Raw genomic sequence first — 17,741 nt, forward strand, 5'->3', positions numbered from 1 at the left:
ATCGCTTCTTAGCACTCTCAATCTGGTTGAATTTTAAAAAATTAAAAATAAGTTATTGTTGTCCTAGTTGAAAAACAGGATTTAGTTTAGCATCTAAATGAAGCCAACAGCCTTAAGGTTATAAAACCTAAAGCCCAATGGAACATTGCTAATTCAACAGAACGTAAACTATTACAAAATGGCAAAAGTAGAAGTAAAAGAATTACTAGAAGCAGGTGTACATTTCGGTCACTTGACTCGTAAATGGGATCCAAACATGGCTCCTTACGTATATATGGAACGTAACGGTATCCATATTATCAACTTATATAAAACTGCAGCAAAAATTGATGAAGCTGGTGAAGCATTAAGCAAAATCGCTGCTTCAGGACGTAAAATCCTTTTCGTTGCAACTAAAAAGCAAGCTAAAGACATCGTATCAGAAAAAGCTGGGGCAATTAACATGCCTTACATTACTGAAAGATGGCCTGGTGGAATGTTAACTAACTTCGTAACTATTAGAAAAGCGGTTAAAAAAATGGCTTCTATTGATAGAATGAAGAAAGATGGTACATTCATGACCTTATCTAAAAAAGAACGTTTACAAGTTGATCGTTTAAGAGCTAAGTTAGAAAAAAACTTAGGTTCTATTAGCGACATGACACGTTTACCAGGAGCTTTATTTGTAGTAGACATTAAGCGTGAGCATATCGCGATTAAAGAAGCACAAAAATTAAACATTCCAATCTTTGCAATGGTAGATACTAACTCTGACCCACGTCAAGTTGATTTCGTGATCCCTGCAAACGACGATGCTTCTAAATCAATCGATAAAGTTTTATCTCACGTAACTGGTGCTATTGCAGATGGTTTAGCAGAACGTAAGGCTGATAAAGATTCTAAAGATTCAGCAAAAGCTGAAAAACCTTCACCTTCTAAAGCAAAAGCAACAGCTGGCGAAGAAGAAGAATAAACTACAAATAATCATTACATAACATAAATAAGTCGTTTAGTTCTTTTCTTTGCAGAAAAATAATTGAACGACTTTTTTTAAACTTATATTACTTAGAAATTATGGTAAAAGTAACAGCCGCAGAGGTAAACAAACTTAGACAAGCTACTGGTGCAGGAATGATGGACTGTAAAAAAGCGTTAGTTGAAGCTGAAGGAGATTTCGATAAAGCTATCGATGTCTTACGTAAAAAAGGACAAAAAGTTGCTGCAAACAGAGCAGATAGAGATTCTAGTGAAGGTGCTGCTGTAGCAAAAGTAAACGACGCTAACACTGTAGGTGTATCTATAGTATTAGGTTGTGAAACTGACTTTGTTGGTAAAAACGAAAACTTCGTAGCTTTAGCAAATAAAATTGCTGACATCGCAATGACTGTTAGCAGTAAAGAAGAACTTTTAGCTGCAGATATAGATGGTCTTACTGTTGCTGATAAATTAGTTGAACAAACTGGTGTTATTGGTGAAAAATTAGAGATTAAAGATTACTCTAGATTAGAAGCTCCTTATGTAGGTTCTTATGTACATATTAACAAAATTGCTGCTTTAGTAGGTCTTTCTGCTGTAGTAGACAATGGTGATGTTTTAGCTAAAGATTTAGCAATGCAAGTAGCTTCTATGGGAGCTTCAACATTATCTTATAAAGATTTCGATCCTGCATTCGTAGCATCAGAAACTGAAGCTAGAATTGCTGTTATCGAAAAAGATAATATCGAATTAGGACGTTTAGGTAAAACACTTAAAAATGTACCTCAATACATTTCTATGTCTCAAATTACTCCTGAAGTTTTAGCGCAAGCAGAAGAAGATGCTAAAGCAGAACTTAAGGCAGAAAACAAACCAGAAAAAATCTGGGATAAAATTCTTCCAGGAAAAATGGAGCGTTTCATTTCTGACAACACAACGTTAGACCAAGAACAATGTTTATTAGACCAAAATTTCATCAAAGATGAAAAAATGAAAGTTAGTAAATATGTAGAGTCTTTCAACGTATCTGTTACAGGATTTACACGTGTTGCTTTAGGATAACATACATATAACTGATATTTTTCAGTAAACATATTAAAGGCCATTACTCTACATTAGAGCTAATGGCCTTTTTTTTTAAAGACATAAGACAGGCAAAATTTAATCATGCATTTTAAAAAATTTATGTAATTTTGCGCAACTTCTATAAAACAAACTATGAAATTTAAACGCATCCTTTTAAAATTATCAGGCGAAGCTTTAATGGGCGAACGTCAATACGGTATAGACCCTGTACGTTTAGCCGAATACGCTCAAGACATTAAAACCATTACCGATTCTGGTGTTGAAGTGGCTATTGTAATTGGAGGAGGAAATATTTTTAGAGGTGTTGCAGGTGCAAGTAACGGTATGGATCGTGTACAAGGCGACCATATGGGCATGTTAGCAACCGTAATTAACGGTTTAGCACTACAGAGTGCTTTAGAAGATGCCGGAATCCCTACACGTTTACAAACGGCCATTAAAATTAACGAAGTCGCAGAACCTTTTATTCGCAGAAAAGCCATGCGCCACCTAGAAAAAGGGCGTGTTGTTATTTTTGGTGGAGGGACAGGAAACCCCTATTTCACAACAGATTCTGCTGCTGTATTAAGAGCCATAGAAATTGAAGCAGATGTTATATTAAAAGGCACACGTGTAGATGGTATATATACCTCAGATCCTGAAAAAGACAGTAATGCTGTGAAATTTGACACCATTTCTTTCGACGAAGTATTAAGAAAAGGACTTAAAGTAATGGATACAACTGCATTTACATTAAGTCAAGAAAATAAATTACCAATTGTTGTTTTTGATATGAACACGAATGGAAATTTATTGAAAGTTGTTTCTGGAGAAAACATTGGAACAGAAGTAAATGTTTAATTTGATTTTTTAAATTTATATCACAGTAAAGTTTAAAACCATGAATGAAGATATTCAATTTATTATAGATTCTACCAAAGAAGGCATGGACGCTGCCGTTAGACATCTTGAAAAACAATTTGTAAATATTAGAGCAGGAAAAGCAAGTCCAGCAATGCTTGGTAGTGTAATGGTAGATTATTACGGATCGCCAACACCATTAAGTCAAGTAGCCAATGTAAATACGCCTGATGGTAGAACGATAAGTGTTCAGCCATGGGAAAAAAACATGCTTCACGAAATTGAAAAAGCAATTATGGTTGCCAACATAGGCTTTAATCCTATGAATAATGGTGACATGATTATTATAAATGTACCGCCTTTAACTGAAGAACGCAGACGCGAACTAGCTAAACAGGCCAAAGCTGAAGCAGAAGATGGTAAAATTGGTGTTAGAAACGCCAGAAAAGATGCTAACAACGATATTAAAAAGTTAGATGATGCTTCTGAAGATGAAAAGAAAATTGGAGAAGTAGAAATCCAGAAACTTACCGATATATATGTCAAGAAAATTGACGAAGTGCTTTCGGTCAAGGAAAAGGAAATAATGACTGTATAAAAAATAAAGCGACAATTCAGTCGCTTTTTTTTATCCTACTAATCAATTCTTACGCTAAAGTAAGTCGTGTTTTAATTTAAAGTTCGTTTAATTTACCGCTATACATATCTATATGCTTAAATACTATCTAAGTTTTATATGCTTATGCTCTATTTTTATTAGTAGAGCACAAGTTATTGCTTCAGATGTTAGCAGTGCAAAAGACAGTATAAAAGCAATAAAAAAAGCAGAATTAGTACACCATATTGGTAATGGTTATATTCCTTTAAAGTATTTTAATTTAGACCTCAGATACTTAATTAAATTTAATCAGTACGAAGGTATAAGAACCGGTTTAGGCGGCACAACAAGTAACAAGCTCTCTGAGGCATTTAGAATAAATGGTTATGCGGTTTACGGATTTAAAGATGCACAATACAAATATAGTATTGGCGCTGGTTACCGTATAAATAAATCCCACAATACATGGTTTAATGCGTCTTATACAGACGACTTACAAGAAACAGCAAGTACACACTTTTTAACAGACAAGCGCATCTTTCAATTTTTTGAGCCGCGTTTGCTTAATATCAGTTTATTTTATCGTCATAAAACAAAATCGGCTTCTATTCAGCATGATTTTGGTCCGAAGTTAAATAGCGAAACACAATTTTCTGCTAGCGAAATAGATCCTAAATTCGACTATCAATTTATTACAGATGAAGGGTCTTATTCTAATTACGATCTTAGCATGGCTAAATTTGCGTTATATTGGAGTCCGTTTGATATTTACAAACCCACAGAATTCGGAAACAAAAGAACGCATAGCGGATACCCTAAGCTTACCTTTCAGTACTCCCAGAGTTTTAACGGTCCTAGTTTTGGAGATTTTAGCTTTCAGAAGTTAGATTTTAAAACTACTTATCACTTTATTCACAATAAAGCCTCGCATAGCGAAATAGATTTGGTTACTGGAATTGCTATTGGCGACACGCCACTTACCCATTTATACCACGCCTATCCAAACAACATAAACAAAGCTACTATTATGCAACGTTTTTCCGTGGCCGGGTTAAATAGCTTTGAAACCATGTACTTTAACGAGTTTTTCTCAGACATGTTTTCGGTGGTTCAGTTTAAACATTTTTTTAAACCTTTTTATAATTCTACATTCTCCAGGCCCCAATTGGTCCTACTCTCTCGCTTTGCTATAGGCGACATGAAAAACAAAGACCGACATGAAGGCATCACTTTTGACACGCTTGATAAAGGGTACTTAGAATCGGGTTTTGAACTAAATCAATTAATATTTGGTTTCGGACTAAGCTTAACGTATCGCTATGGCGCTTATCATTTACCAGAAATTGAAGATAATTTTGCTTTAAAGTTTACATTTAACGTTACATTATAATAGTTTAGGCTTAAGTAATACGTAGCTTTTTTCTACATTTGCGGTTCTTTAATAAACTTATGCTTAAACTATTCACAACAGGCTTTTGGGAGCGTATTGCAAGATTAATTTTACGAAATAAAATCGCGATATTAATTGCTATTGTTCTGGCTACTATTTTCTTAAGTACGCAATGGAAATACATGCGCTTTACTTATACAGAGGCAAATTTATTACCAGACCATCATGAAGTAAATCAGACTTATAACGATTTTTTAAATATTTTTGGTGAAGAAGGAAACCTTATTGTGTTAGGTGTTAAAGACAGTACTTTTTTTACCGTCGATAAACTTAATGCTTGGAATAAACTTGCCGAAAGTTTTAAATCTGCAAACGAAGTTGATGCCGTAATTTCCATAAAAGATTTACAAAAATTAATAAAAAACGACAGCCTTAAAAAGTTCACTCTTGAGCCTTTTATTATAGATTCATTGTCGACTTCTAAACAAGTAGATACCTTACAAGAAGAGTTGTTTGAAAAGTATCCGTTTTACGATAATTTCTTATTCAACAAAAAAACAAAAACCATACGTACGGCAATCTACATGAATAAAGATGTCGTGAACACGCCTGCACGTAAAGATTTTGTAATGGATATTCTGATTCCTAAAATTGAAGCGTTCGAAAAAGATACGGGCATAAACGTTCATGTTTCGGGAATGCCATACGTAAGAACGTTAAATGCTCAGAATATAGTCGATGAAATTGGTCTTTTTGTAGGTGCTGCATTATTGGTAACATCTCTAATTTTCTTTTTCTTTTTCAGATCGTTTAGAGCCACATTTATATCGCTTATAGTCGTATGTATTGGTGTAATGTGGACATTAGGAATACTCGGACTTTTAAAATACGAGATTACGGTATTAACGGCTTTAATTCCGCCATTAATCATTGTAATTGGGATACCTAACTGTATATTCTTAATAAATAAATATCAGCAAGAGGTTAAATCTCATGGTAACAAAGTCAAGTCTTTACAACGCGTTATTACTAAAGTTGGTAATGCAACTTTAATGACAAATATTACCACAGCCTCTGGTTTTGCAACTTTTATCTTAACCGAGAGCACCTTGCTTAAAGAATTTGGTATTGTAGCTTCATTAAGTATCATTGCCATTTTTATATTATGCTTACTAATCATCCCTATTCTATATACATTTTTACCGTTCCCGAAAGAGCGTCATTTAGAACACTTAAATAGACGTTGGATTGGAGCCTTTGTTGGCTGGATGGAATATATGGTAAGACATAGACGCATTTCAATTTACATTTCTGCAGTAATCCTTTTAGCAGTTAGCATTATTGGTATTTATCAAATTAAAATATCGGGAAGTTTACTTGAAGATATGCCACAAAAGGCCCATTTCTTTAAAGATATAGAATTCTTTGAGCAAGAGTTTGATGGTATTATGCCATTAGAACTTATGGTCGATACTCAGCGTAAAAAAGGAGTGATGAAGCTGAGCACACTAAAACGTATAGACGAATTAGAAGAAGCGATTATCGATATACCAGAATTGTCAAGACCCATTTCTGTAGTAAGTTTAGTTAAATATTCTAAACAAGCTTACTATAACGGAAATCCGAAATATTACCAATTACCAACGTCTCAAGAGAGTAGTTTTATCTTGTCTTACGCCAAAAATTCGTCTAACGATACCGAGTTATTACAAAGTTTTGTGGATAGTACAGGGCGTTATGCACGTATTACCACCTTTATGAAAGATATTGGTACAGATAAAATGCAAGATATTGAAGACAAGCTTCAAACTAAAATAGATAAAGTATTTCCAGACGATCGCTATAAAGTGATTATGACAGGAAAAGCATTAGTTTTCCAAAAAGGTACAACCTATTTGGTTAAAAATTTAGCAATCTCATTAACCTTAGCCATCTTACTTATTGCCTTATTTATGGCTTATATGTTTAGATCGCTAAAAATGATTTTAATCTCTTTAATTCCAAACCTATTGCCTTTACTAATTACGGCAGGTTTAATGGGATATTTAGGTGTACCAATAAAACCATCTACCATATTGGTATTTAGTATTGCTTTTGGTATTTCTGTAGATGATACCATTCACTTCTTAGCCAAATATCGCCAAGAATTACAAGCCAATAATTGGAAAATTAAACGCTCGGTTTACGGAGCATTACGCGAAACAGGTGTAAGTATGTTTTACACTTCTACAGTCTTATTTTTCGGATTTTCGGTATTTATGATTTCTAGTTTTGGAGGTACGGTAGCCTTAGGAGGATTAGTATCCGTAACGTTATTATTTGCTATGCTTTCTAATTTACTCTTGTTACCTTCATTATTATTATCGTTAGAACGTAACATTGCCAATAAAGAAGTATTAAGAAAACCTGCTATTAACATTATCCCAGATGATAGCGAAGATACCGAAGACGAAGAAAAACAATAACAACAATTAAAATATGCTGTGCATAAAGAATTATATTTGCATGTTTAAAAATATTTAAAATGAAACCAAGTACAATTTCAGAATTATTAAAACAAGACTTTACTTTACAAGAAGTAGACATTAAAGGTTGGGTAAGAACATTTAGAGCTAACCGTTTTATTGCTTTAAACGATGGTTCATCATTACAAAACATTCAATGTGTTGTCGACTTCGAAAATACAAACGAAGACATATTAAAACGCATCACAACAGGAGCTGCGGTTCATATAAAAGGGGAATTAGCCGAAAGTCAAGGTAAAGGACAGTCGGTAGAGATTCAAGTGAAATCAATAGAAATTCTAGGAGATTCAGATCCTGAAACTTACCCTATTCAACCTAAAAAACACTCTTTCGAATTTTTAAGAGAAAATGCTCATTTACGTACTAGAACAAATACATTTAGTGCTGTAATGCGTTTACGTTCATCATTATCTTTTGCCATTCACAAGTATTTTAACGACAATGGTTTCTTCTATGTGCATACTCCAATTATTACTGGTAGTGATGCAGAAGGAGCAGGAGAAATGTTTCGTGTTACCAATTTAGATGCTAAAACACCACCATTAACAGAAGATGGAAACGTAGATTTTACTGAAGATTTCTTCGGAAAAGAAACAAATCTTACCGTTTCTGGGCAATTAGAGGCAGAAACTTACGCCATGTCTTTAGGTAAAGTTTATACATTTGGACCAACATTTAGAGCAGAAAACTCGAATACATCTAGACATTTATCTGAATTCTGGATGATTGAGCCAGAAGTTGCCTTTATGGATCTTGCTGGAAACATGGATTTAGCTGAAGATTTCATGAAATCTGTAATCGGACATGTACTTGAAAACAATTTTGAAGATTTAGAATTTTTAGATCAACGTTTACAAGACGAGGATAAAAAGAAACCACAAGCAGAACGTAGTGAAATGACGTTAATTGAAAAATTACGTTTCGTAGCAGATAACAATTTTAAACGTGTAAGCTACACAGAAGCTATCGATATTTTACGCAACAGTAAGCCAAACAAAAAGAAAAAATTCAAATATATTATTAACGAATGGGGAGCAGATTTACAAAGTGAACACGAACGTTTTCTTGTAGAAAAACACTTTAAGTGTCCTGTAATCTTATTTGATTATCCAGCAAATATTAAAGCATTTTACATGCGTTTAAACGAAGATGGCAAAACCGTACGTGCTATGGATATCTTATTCCCTGGTATTGGTGAAATTGTTGGTGGTGCACAACGTGAAGAACGTTTAGATGTATTAAAGCAAAAAATGGCCGTTTTAGGAATCGACGAAGAAGAGCTTTGGTGGTACTTAGACCTTAGAAAATATGGTACTGCAGTACACTCTGGTTTTGGATTAGGATTTGAGCGTTTAGTGATGTTTGCAACAGGAATGTCTAACATTCGTGATGTGATCCCTTTCCCAAGAACACCGCAGAACGCAGAATTTTAATCTAATAAAATACTCATAAAAACAATCTATGTACACCTTTATGTAGATTGTTTTTTTTATTTTTATTGATAAATCGCACTAAACTTTTATGCTTAAGCAAAACCTTCAGTTTAAATTATCGCAGAAATTATCTCCGCAACAAATTCAATTAATGAAATTGATACAGTTGCCTACGCAAGCATTTGAACAACGCCTAAAGCAAGAAATAGAAGAAAATCCGGCACTTGATAGCGGGAAAGAAGAACCTATTAGTGAGTTTGACGATAATTTTGATAATACCGCAGATGACTATAACGACGATTCGGAAACTATAAATTCAGAAGATATCAATGTCGATGAATATTTAAGTGACGATGAAATCCCAGATTACAGAACACAGGCCAACAATTACAGTAGCGACGACGAAGAGAAAACCATGCCTTACGCTGCAGGAACCTCTTTTACACAGCATTTAATATCTCAGTTAAATACATTCCGCCTTACAGATGAAGAACGCGATATCGCAGAATTCTTAGTTGGTAGTGTAGACGAAAGTGGTTATATACGCAGATCGACTCCAGATATTATGGATGATTTGGCATTTACACAAAACGTATACACTACAGAAGAGACGATAAATAAAGTGTTCCGTACGGTACATCAATTAGATCCTGCTGGAGTTGGAGCCCGCGATTTGCAGGAATGTTTGAGTATCCAATTACACAGAAAAGAAAAGTTTGCCGATATTGTATTGGCCACACAAATTATAGATGATGCTTTCGATCAATTTACGAAGAAACATTATCAGAAATTAATGCAAAAATTCGACGTTAGCGAAGATCAACTTAAGGATGCTATTGAAGAAATTGAACGTTTAAACCCTAAACCTGGCGGATCGTATTCTGGAAACAACAGAATTGTAGAACATGTTGTTCCCGATTTTGCCATTCGTATAGTCGATGGTGAATTGGAACTTACTTTAAATGGAAGGAATGCTCCCGAATTACACGTATCTCGCGAGTATAATGATATGCTTAAGGGGTATAAAGACACCAAAGATAAGTCTAGGTCGCAAAAAGATGCAGTTTCGTTTATAAAACAAAAATTAGATGCCGCTAAATGGTTTATTGAAGCTATTAAGCAGCGCCAGCAAACCCTCTTTGTTACTATGAGTGCTATTATGCACTACCAAAAGGAGTATTTTTTAACTGGAGACGAGCGTAATTTAAAACCCATGATCTTAAAGGACATTGCAGACGACATTAATATGGACGTTTCAACCGTTTCTAGGGTAGCAAACAGTAAATATGTAGATACACCTTACGGAACGAAATTAATCAAGGAATTCTTCTCTGAATCCATGAAAAATGACCAAGGTGAAGATGTGTCTACTAGAGAAATTAAAATGATTCTAGGTACGGTTATAGATCAAGAAGATAAAAGAAAACCGCTAACCGATGAAAACCTAGCATCTATTTTAAAAGAAAAGGGCTATCCAATTGCGAGACGTACCGTTGCAAAATACAGAGAACAACTTGATGTGCCTGTTGCGCGATTAAGAAAGCAGTTATAATAGCTTTTTATTTTGACATCTATACTATAAGAAATGTATAAATGATCATACATTTATAATTTAAAGACCCCTTAGATCTATATGCAAAAAAGCATTTCTTATATTTTCCACCCCATATTTATGCCATTAGTGGGAGTGCTTTTTTATTTTTCTAAGTCACCACGATTTATTCCACTTGCTGTAATACAAACTAAATTGGTGTCGTTAAGTATTCTTACACTTATATTACCCATATTGGCAGTCATTTTATTAAAAACATTAGGCAGGGTTAATTCAATTGAATTAACAAAAACTAGAGAACGTATTATTCCTTTAATGATATTCTGTTGTATCCTACTTATCGTTATAAAGCGGGTAATTACGCCTTATGATTTTATTGAATTGTATTATTTTTTTGTAGGTATATTAGCATCAACAATAAGCTGTTTAATCTTAAATATATTAAACTTTAAGTCGAGTATTCACTTAATGGCTATATCTGGAGTATGCATGTTTTTTATTGGGCTTAGCATACATTTTAGTATAAATATATTGGGCAGTATTGCACTAATAATTTTTATTATGGGAGCTGTAGCAACTTCAAGACTAAGTTTAAAAGCACATAATTATCCAGAAATTCTAATTGGTTGTGCCACGGGATTAATCCCACAACTTATACTTATACCTAATTGGTTATAATAAATAGAAAATTAAACCAAATTTAATTGCATTCATATCTACAGATTCTTGGGTAAGCAACGTTTTAACGTCATCTTCAAAAATAGAGTTTAAGGCATAATACACGTAGAAATTCCAAGTATTATATCCTACACTTAATGTTAACCCATATTGCAAATCATTAAATCCATCAATATTGGTATATCTCACGTCTCCAACTTCACCTTGGAAGTTACTAATATTATAAAACACATAACCTAGCTTAAAACCCGTGTAAACACGCCAAAAACGATAATCTGTTGCCGTAGAAGTACGCCATCTAAATTCTATGGGCAATTCTACCATATGTAGATAAAAATTGTTCTTACTATAATCAAAGTCGTAAGTATCATCTAAGACCACGAAATTAGTTACATCATCGTCACCTTTAATAATCCCTAAATTCTGATTAAACGAATTGTAAGAATAGCCAAGTCCAATACCTATAGCTACATTGCGTTGTTTATTAATTGGCATATCTTTAATAAATCCTGCATGTAAACCTAAGGAAAACCCTGTTTGTTCTACTCCAGAAGGTAGATTAGCAAGAACATTATAAGTCATGGAAAGATAAAACTGATCTTCTTTATATAAAGAATCGATAACAGTTAAAGCCTCTGCTTTAGGTTTGGAGTCGTTCTGAGCAAAACTAAATTGAGAAAACCCAAAACATACAATACAAAATAGAATGTAATAATTTTTCATAACTCGTTAGATAAACTTATAACGCTAAGATAATAGTAGTTGATACCATATAAAAAAGGTGCTTTGATAAAATCAAAACACCTTTTATAATATAAAATTAAGAGTAAACTTAGTTCTTTAAACCGGAAAGTGCATCACCTTTTCTAGTTGTATAGTTTATTTTTAACGCATTTACTTTACGTAATTCCTGTTTAATGTCTGATACTAACCCCATATTGGCATCACTATCTACTTTTAAAGCAGTTGTTAAAAACGGTACTAATTCTTCACGTTTTGAAGCTCTTTCAGCAGAAATAAAAGCTGCAATTTCAGAAACATCTGCAAACTTATCATTTAACTGAATTCTAGACTCTGTACCATATTGACTTTCGAACCTCTGACTCGGTTTCCCTGCATAGATGTACATTACCAAATCTTTTTTATCTAGTTTTTCAACTTGATCTGCAGCAGGTAACTTATTTTCAATCATTAAGGTGTTTTGTCTCATTTCAGTAGCCACCATAAAGAAGAATAATAACATAAATACGATATCTGGTAATGATGCGGTAGATATTGCAGGTAATTCTCCTCCTTTTTTCTTTTTAAATTTAGACATAAATTTTAGTGTTTATCTAATTAGACTTTTTAGGCTCTGCTTCAGAGAATTTTTGAGGTATCATTATTTTGATGGCCTCTAACTTCTCTTTTAAACGTTCTTTCTCAGAAGACGATGTTCTTGGATCTGAATACTTCTTGTCTGCTTCTACAAAATTCATATCTAAATTAGGATAGGCTTTTACAAACTCTCTATTTCTAAGTTGATTGTAAGCCGCTAAAATTTCGTTTTGTATAGCAATATACACATCGTATTTAGCTCCTCTATCATTTTGTAAAGACACAATAGCTTTATCAAAGTTATCAGAAGATTTTGGATTTCTGTTACCTTGACAGTTTCTACAAGCATCTTCGCCAACTCCACCACCGTTATCTAAGAAATCGACTGTAGCTTTACGCAAGTCCTTGATTTCAATCACTTTCTCTTCTCCTCCAGTATTCAATAACAAGGCATTATTTTTATTAACCTGTAATTGAAAAATGTTCTTTTTCTTGATAATTACATCTTCTTGTTGTGTATCATCCAGAGGTGGAAGTTTTCTACTTAAACCTGAATCAGTCTCAATAGTTGTTGTTACTAAGAAAAAAATTAAAAGTAAGAAAGCGATGTCAGCCATAGAGCCTGCATTAACTTCTGGTGCTGATCTTTTTGCCATAATTACTTAGTTTATTAATTTTTTAATATTTGCGTATACCATAGAACCGATAGCGATTATAGCTAAAGCGTAAAAGGCATATAATCCAGCTCCAACATACTTAGATGTTGATTCTGTAACATCCATTCCTTTATTAAGGAAAGGTGTTAAATCTAAATCTGTACCAGAAGACATAGCGTAAGCGATAAATAAAACCACTACAAATGCTCCTACTGATAATAGGGTCTTTTTAATGTTACCCTCAAATAATCCTTTAATCACAAACACTAATACAAGTGCTAAGATGATAGCTAGAACTAAATAAGTAACATATAACATATTATCAACCATACTATCATTTCCAGTAATAATCATCAATGCGAAGATGATTCCAACTACTGATAGTATACCAACAATAATTTTTATTATTTTATGTAAACTCATCGTTTAATGTGTTTTAAATTATTACTTCTTGTGTCTGATTAACAAGTCCATTAATGTAATTGAAGCATCTTCCATATCGTTAACGATACTATCAATTTTAGCAATAATGTAATTATAAAAGATTTGAAGAATAATTGCAACGATTAATCCGAATACAGTTGTTAATAAGGCTACTTTAATACCCCCAGCAACAAGTGATGGTTGCATATCTCCAGCTGCTTCAATTTTATCGAAGGCTTGGATCATACCAATTACCGTACCCATGAATCCTAACATCGGAGCTAATGCGATAAATAAAGAAATCCAAGATACGTTTTTCTCAAGTTGTCCCATTTGAACACCACCGTAAGCTACAACAGCTTTTTCAGCAGCCTCTAAACCTTCATCGGTTCTGTCTAGACCTTGATAGAAGATAGATGCAACAGGTCCTTTTGTATTTCTACAAACTTCCTTTGCAGCTTCAACACCACCTGATTGTAATGCGTCTTCTACTTTTTGAGTTAATTTTTTTGTGTTTGTTGAAGATAAATTTAAAAAGATAATTCTCTCAATAGCGATTGCTAAACCTAGAATTAAACATAATAGTACGATTCCCATGAATCCAGCTCCACCTTCGATGAAACGTTTTTTTAATTCTTGGTGAAAACCTAAATCTTCAGTTGCAGTTGCGGCTGCATCATCTTGAATTGAAGAAACTACGGTAGTTGCTACAGCAGCAGCGCTAGTTGTAGTTGCATTAACAGTTCCGAATGCCACCATAAGTGTAATGGCTAGGATAGAAAATAATCTTTTCATTGTTCTTGATCTTAATTTTATTAGTTAAAGTGTTAAAGATATAAAAAAATTGTAATTAAAAAACAAAAAACGTCATCAGAATTATCTGCAGAGAGGAAGGGATTCGAACCCTCGATACGCTTTTGGCGTATACACACTTTCCAGGCGTGCGCCTTCGACCACTCGGCCACCTCTCTGTTTTTCATTTTTCAATAACATACGGCAAATAACAAAAAATCTTTAAGACCTGAAAATTTTATCAGTTAATTTTAAATCATTTCTCCTCTTAAAGATGTTTCATATATGGTTTTGAATACTTTAGCAGACACATTCTGTCCAAGTAAATACATCAATTTACAAATGGCAGCCTCAGATGTGATGTCTTTTCCGGAAATAACGCCTAATTTCTTTAATTCTTCACTTGTTTGATATTGTCCCATAAGCACACTCCCCCCAGAACATTGGGTGATATTTATGATGTGAATACCCTTAGCTATTGCTGTTTTTAAAATATTAAAAAACCAAGATTCTGTAGTGCAATTTCCTGCGCCGTAAGTTTCTAAAACCACACCTTTTAGTCCGGGTGTATTAAAAATACTTTGTAAAACGCCTTCAGAAATTCCAGGAAAAAGCTTAACCAAAGCAATATTTACATCTAAAACTTTATGAACTTTAAAACTTTTTTTAAGATTAGGCTTAAACAAATAATCCTGATTAACCTTTAAATGCACTCCAGAAGTAACCAAATCGGGATAATTTAAAGATGCAAAGGCTTCAAAATGTTCTGCATTAATTTTTGTAGTGCGGTTTGCCCTGTATAATTTATATTCAAAATACAAGGTCACTTCTTTAATAACTGGCTTATTATAACGCTGTAAAGACGCCACATGGATAGACGTTATTAAATTTTCTTTAGCATCTGTACGCAAGTCTCCTATTGGCAATTGCGAGCCCGTAAACACCACTGGTTTTGCTAAATGCTCCAACATAAAGCTTAATGCAGATGCCGTATAACTCATGGTATCGCTTCCGTGCAATACTACAAACCCATCAAATGCATTGTAATTAGACTCTATAATTTCAGCAATTTCCACCCAATATTTCGGATTCATATTACTAGAATCTATCGGGTCTTTAAAAGAAAACGTCTCGATATCACAATCTAACTGTTTTAATTCTGGAATTTTGTCTAATAAATTTTTAAAATCGAAGGCTTTTAAAGCTCCCGTTTCAAAATCTTTAACCATACCAATGGTTCCACCGGTATAAATAAGTAAAATGTTAGTTTTGGATTTCGTCATGTATTAAATGCTAAATATATCTTTAGAATTCTGAGTTGTTATGGTAGCAATTTCGGCTTCAGAACATTCATAAATGTCTGAAAGTTTTTCCAAAACCTTAAGAATATAAAGACTTTCGTTACGTTTACCGCGATAAGGTGTTGGAGCTAAATATGGAGAATCGGTCTCTAAAACAATATGTTTTAAATCAATTTCGTTTAAAAATGTATCAATTTTACCATTTTTAAAGGTTGCTACACCTCCAATGCCTAACTTCATATTATAAGAAATGGCTTGTTTTGCTTGTGCTAACGTACCCGTAAAACAATGAAATACGCCAAAAAGGTCTGCTCCTTTTTCTTCTTCTAAAATATTAAAAACTTCATCAAACGCATTTCTGCAATGTATAACGATAGGTAATTTGTGCTGTTTTGCTAAGTGAATTTGATGTCTAAAAGCAGCTTCCTGAATTGCAAGTGTAGATTGATCCCAATACAAATCAATTCCAATCTCTCCAATGGCACAATAGGTGTGTTTAGATAATAGTTCTTCTACATGACGTAGTTCTGCTTTATAATTCTCTTTAACATGCGTTGGATGCAATCCTGACATTAAAAACATATGTTCTGGAAAATCGCGCTTTAACTGAAGCATGCGTTCTGTATATTCGGAATCTATGGCAGGAATAAAGAATCTTGAAATGCCTGCATCTATAGCACGTTGAATCATGTCTGATCGATCCTCATCAAACGCCTCACTATATAAATGTGTATGTGTATCTGTTATAATCATTCTGCAAAATTAATGGTTTTACATTACTATATTTACCAAAATTAATTTTTAAGATGACATCACTTCAAGATTTTCTATTAAACAAAGATTACGTTAAGATAAAATTAAAGCTCACCAAAACCAATCATTTTGAAATTCTGGCAACTATTAATGGAGAAAAAGGGTTATTTATATTAGACACCGGAGCATCTAGTTCTTGTGTAGGTTTTGAAGCTACAGAACGCTTTAACTTAAAGGTTAAAGATTCTAAAATCAAAGCGGCTGGTGCTGGAGCCATTAACATGAACACGCAACTTTCTAAGAAAAACACTGTTAAAATAGGAAAGTGGAAAAACGGAAATCTTAGTTTGATCTTATTTGATTTGACCCATGTAAATACAGCGTTAATAAATCACAATTCCACACCTGTAGACGGCATAATTGGTGCCGATATACTTAAAAAAGGTAAAGGCATTATAGATTACGATAAAAAATATCTATATCTTAAAAAAACAACATTGCGTAAGAAATAGTATATTTAAATTAAAATACAGAATTTTCCTTCCTATGAAATCTTCAATTGTTATAGCAGACGATCACCCTTTAATGCTTAAAGGTATGACCAACTATTTAACATCTATAAATTATAATATAGTGGGAAGTGCTACCGATGGGCAATCTGCATACAACCTTATTGTTAAATTAAAACCTGAAATTGCCATTCTAGATATTAGAATGCCACTTAGAACAGGTATTGAAATTGCTGAAGATTGTAAAAAACACGATATTAATACCAAAATTATTTTAATCACTTTCGATAAACGTGAAGATGTGTTTAATAAAGCCAAAGAATTAAATATTTATGGCTATATATTAAAAGAGTTTGCTGTTGAAGAAATTGAAAACTGTATTGAAAGTGTAATAAACAACAAACCATATTTTAGCCAGGAAATTATTCCCAACTTAGAAAAAACATCGACTAGCACCGATCTCACGGTGTTAAATAAACTGACTAAAACAGAAATAAAAATTATAAAGCTTATTGCTAAAAATATGACTAGCCCTGAAATAGCCGACGAATTATCCATATCCTTTCGTACTGTAGACAAACACAGAAGTAACATTGTAAACAAGCTTAAAATTGAAGGCAAACACAATGCTTTATTTATTTGGGCAACAAATAATAGAGAGGTTTTATAAAGAATACGTAGAAATACGTATTTCAAACTACGCTTATTTAAAATACCTTTACAATGCTATTAATTAGTTCTTAGGGAGGATTATTAATTTAACTCTGCATTGTAATGGTGCAGAGTTTTTAGTTTAAAGCCACTTTACTACGACAACTTAAATCTTAAATTAAGATTGAAAAGTGATTTTTTACTTTAGAGTATTATTAATTCACTCTGAAAACGTAAACAATTTAAGTGATATGGAAAATCAAACCAATTTTCAGAACGTTAT

Annotated in this window: 18 protein-coding genes and 1 tRNA gene; 11 read left to right on the top strand and 8 right to left on the bottom strand. The window is 33.2% G+C overall.

From position 1 onward, the window contains the following. Window positions 1-178: 178 nt before the first annotated feature. The 9 genes from rpsB (at window position 179) to AST99_RS16400 (ending at window position 11,056) form a co-directional block, all read left to right on the top strand. The gene (gene rpsB, locus AST99_RS16360; protein ID WP_057783616.1) at window positions 179-952 is read left to right on the top strand and encodes a 30S ribosomal protein S2; all 774 of its coding nucleotides are present in this window, start codon (window positions 179-181) and stop codon (window positions 950-952) included. A gap of 101 nt (window positions 953-1,053) precedes the next feature. After that, complete coding sequence (tsf, locus tag AST99_RS16365) at window positions 1,054-2,016, top strand: translation elongation factor Ts (protein WP_057783617.1); 963 nt, start codon at window positions 1,054-1,056, stop codon at window positions 2,014-2,016. Between the two features lie 156 nt (window positions 2,017-2,172). Then, window positions 2,173-2,880, top strand: a complete 708-nt coding sequence (gene pyrH / locus AST99_RS16370; protein WP_057783620.1) for a UMP kinase — start codon at window positions 2,173-2,175, stop codon at window positions 2,878-2,880. 40 nt (window positions 2,881-2,920) lie between these two features. Continuing rightward, on the top strand, window positions 2,921-3,478 hold the full coding sequence (gene frr / locus AST99_RS16375; protein WP_057783622.1) for a ribosome recycling factor: 558 nt from the start codon (window positions 2,921-2,923) through the stop codon (window positions 3,476-3,478). 112 nt (window positions 3,479-3,590) lie between these two features. Then, window positions 3,591-4,868 (top strand): hypothetical protein, encoded by a 1,278-nt coding sequence (locus AST99_RS16380; RefSeq protein ID WP_057783624.1) that lies wholly within the window; start codon window positions 3,591-3,593, stop codon window positions 4,866-4,868. Window positions 4,869-4,927: 59 nt separating this feature from the next. Beyond that, entirely contained in the window at window positions 4,928-7,333 is a 2,406-nt protein-coding gene (locus tag AST99_RS16385; RefSeq protein ID WP_057783626.1) for an efflux RND transporter permease subunit, read from the top strand. Window positions 7,334-7,392: 59 nt separating this feature from the next. Then, entirely contained in the window at window positions 7,393-8,826 is a 1,434-nt protein-coding gene (gene asnS / locus AST99_RS16390; protein ID WP_057783628.1) for an asparagine--tRNA ligase, read from the top strand. A gap of 88 nt (window positions 8,827-8,914) precedes the next feature. Next, window positions 8,915-10,378 (top strand): RNA polymerase factor sigma-54, encoded by a 1,464-nt coding sequence (rpoN, locus tag AST99_RS16395; protein WP_057783630.1) that lies wholly within the window; start codon window positions 8,915-8,917, stop codon window positions 10,376-10,378. A gap of 81 nt (window positions 10,379-10,459) precedes the next feature. Then, a complete protein-coding gene (locus AST99_RS16400) occupies window positions 10,460-11,056 on the top strand; it encodes a hypothetical protein (protein WP_057783632.1) in 597 nt (198 codons plus the stop codon). Here AST99_RS16400 and AST99_RS16405 read toward each other — a convergent pair. The 8 genes from AST99_RS16405 to AST99_RS16440 all read right to left on the bottom strand — a co-directional run bounded on the left by AST99_RS16405 (window position 11,051) and on the right by AST99_RS16440 (window position 16,298). After that, on the bottom strand, window positions 11,051-11,779 hold the full coding sequence (locus AST99_RS16405; protein WP_057783634.1) for a porin family protein: 729 nt from the start codon (window positions 11,777-11,779) through the stop codon (window positions 11,051-11,053). The two genes, AST99_RS16400 and AST99_RS16405, sit on opposite strands and share 6 nt — an antisense overlap. A gap of 109 nt (window positions 11,780-11,888) precedes the next feature. Beyond that, complete coding sequence (locus tag AST99_RS16410; RefSeq protein WP_057783636.1) at window positions 11,889-12,374, bottom strand: ExbD/TolR family protein; 486 nt, start codon at window positions 12,372-12,374, stop codon at window positions 11,889-11,891. 16 nt (window positions 12,375-12,390) lie between these two features. Next, a complete protein-coding gene (locus AST99_RS16415) occupies window positions 12,391-13,029 on the bottom strand; it encodes an ExbD/TolR family protein (protein WP_057783638.1) in 639 nt (212 codons plus the stop codon). Window positions 13,030-13,035: 6 nt separating this feature from the next. Then, window positions 13,036-13,383, bottom strand: coding sequence for a hypothetical protein (locus AST99_RS16420; protein ID WP_232301640.1), 348 nt, complete (start codon window positions 13,381-13,383; stop codon window positions 13,036-13,038). Window positions 13,384-13,473: 90 nt separating this feature from the next. Continuing rightward, a complete protein-coding gene (locus AST99_RS16425) occupies window positions 13,474-14,247 on the bottom strand; it encodes a MotA/TolQ/ExbB proton channel family protein (protein ID WP_057783642.1) in 774 nt (257 codons plus the stop codon). A gap of 88 nt (window positions 14,248-14,335) precedes the next feature. Continuing rightward, window positions 14,336-14,423 (bottom strand) — tRNA-Ser (locus tag AST99_RS16430). 72 nt (window positions 14,424-14,495) lie between these two features. Further along, window positions 14,496-15,527 carry an asparaginase gene (locus tag AST99_RS16435; RefSeq protein ID WP_057783644.1) on the bottom strand — a complete coding sequence of 344 codons (1,032 nt, stop codon included), beginning with the start codon at window positions 15,525-15,527 and terminating at the stop codon, window positions 14,496-14,498. Window positions 15,528-15,530: 3 nt separating this feature from the next. Beyond that, window positions 15,531-16,298, bottom strand: coding sequence for a TatD family hydrolase (locus AST99_RS16440; protein WP_057783645.1), 768 nt, complete (start codon window positions 16,296-16,298; stop codon window positions 15,531-15,533). A 53-nt stretch (window positions 16,299-16,351) separates the two neighbouring features. On the opposite strand from AST99_RS16440, the gene AST99_RS16445 reads away from it, so the two are divergent. Then, window positions 16,352-16,810, top strand: a complete 459-nt coding sequence (locus AST99_RS16445; protein WP_057783647.1) for a retropepsin-like aspartic protease family protein — start codon at window positions 16,352-16,354, stop codon at window positions 16,808-16,810. 34 nt (window positions 16,811-16,844) lie between these two features. After that, complete coding sequence (locus AST99_RS16450; protein ID WP_057783649.1) at window positions 16,845-17,477, top strand: response regulator transcription factor; 633 nt, start codon at window positions 16,845-16,847, stop codon at window positions 17,475-17,477. Window positions 17,478-17,741: the final 264 nt, after the last annotated feature.

The organism is Formosa algae (assembly GCF_001439665.1).
Taxonomy (GTDB): domain Bacteria; phylum Bacteroidota; class Bacteroidia; order Flavobacteriales; family Flavobacteriaceae; genus Formosa; species Formosa algae.

What these genes read in the sequence shown, in the direction of transcription:
- rpsB (WP_057783616.1), top strand. Translation starts at nt 179, where the DNA reads ATGGCAAAAGTAGAAGTAAAAGAATTACTAGAAGCAGGTGTACATTTC.
- tsf (WP_057783617.1), top strand. Translation starts at nt 1,054, where the DNA reads ATGGTAAAAGTAACAGCCGCAGAGGTAAACAAACTTAGACAAGCTACT.
- pyrH (WP_057783620.1), top strand. Translation starts at nt 2,173, where the DNA reads ATGAAATTTAAACGCATCCTTTTAAAATTATCAGGCGAAGCTTTAATG.
- frr (WP_057783622.1), top strand. Translation starts at nt 2,921, where the DNA reads ATGAATGAAGATATTCAATTTATTATAGATTCTACCAAAGAAGGCATG.
- AST99_RS16380 (WP_057783624.1), top strand. Translation starts at nt 3,591, where the DNA reads ATGCTTAAATACTATCTAAGTTTTATATGCTTATGCTCTATTTTTATT.
- AST99_RS16385 (WP_057783626.1), top strand. Translation starts at nt 4,928, where the DNA reads ATGCTTAAACTATTCACAACAGGCTTTTGGGAGCGTATTGCAAGATTA.
- asnS (WP_057783628.1), top strand. Translation starts at nt 7,393, where the DNA reads ATGAAACCAAGTACAATTTCAGAATTATTAAAACAAGACTTTACTTTA.
- rpoN (WP_057783630.1), top strand. Translation starts at nt 8,915, where the DNA reads ATGCTTAAGCAAAACCTTCAGTTTAAATTATCGCAGAAATTATCTCCG.
- AST99_RS16400 (WP_057783632.1), top strand. Translation starts at nt 10,460, where the DNA reads ATGCAAAAAAGCATTTCTTATATTTTCCACCCCATATTTATGCCATTA.
- AST99_RS16405 (WP_057783634.1), bottom strand. Translation starts at nt 11,779, where the DNA reads ATGAAAAATTATTACATTCTATTTTGTATTGTATGTTTTGGGTTTTCT.
- AST99_RS16410 (WP_057783636.1), bottom strand. Translation starts at nt 12,374, where the DNA reads ATGTCTAAATTTAAAAAGAAAAAAGGAGGAGAATTACCTGCAATATCT.
- AST99_RS16415 (WP_057783638.1), bottom strand. Translation starts at nt 13,029, where the DNA reads ATGGCAAAAAGATCAGCACCAGAAGTTAATGCAGGCTCTATGGCTGAC.
- AST99_RS16420 (WP_232301640.1), bottom strand. Translation starts at nt 13,383, where the DNA reads ATGATTATTACTGGAAATGATAGTATGGTTGATAATATGTTATATGTT.
- AST99_RS16425 (WP_057783642.1), bottom strand. Translation starts at nt 14,247, where the DNA reads ATGAAAAGATTATTTTCTATCCTAGCCATTACACTTATGGTGGCATTC.
- AST99_RS16435 (WP_057783644.1), bottom strand. Translation starts at nt 15,527, where the DNA reads ATGACGAAATCCAAAACTAACATTTTACTTATTTATACCGGTGGAACC.
- AST99_RS16440 (WP_057783645.1), bottom strand. Translation starts at nt 16,298, where the DNA reads ATGATTATAACAGATACACATACACATTTATATAGTGAGGCGTTTGAT.
- AST99_RS16445 (WP_057783647.1), top strand. Translation starts at nt 16,352, where the DNA reads ATGACATCACTTCAAGATTTTCTATTAAACAAAGATTACGTTAAGATA.
- AST99_RS16450 (WP_057783649.1), top strand. Translation starts at nt 16,845, where the DNA reads ATGAAATCTTCAATTGTTATAGCAGACGATCACCCTTTAATGCTTAAA.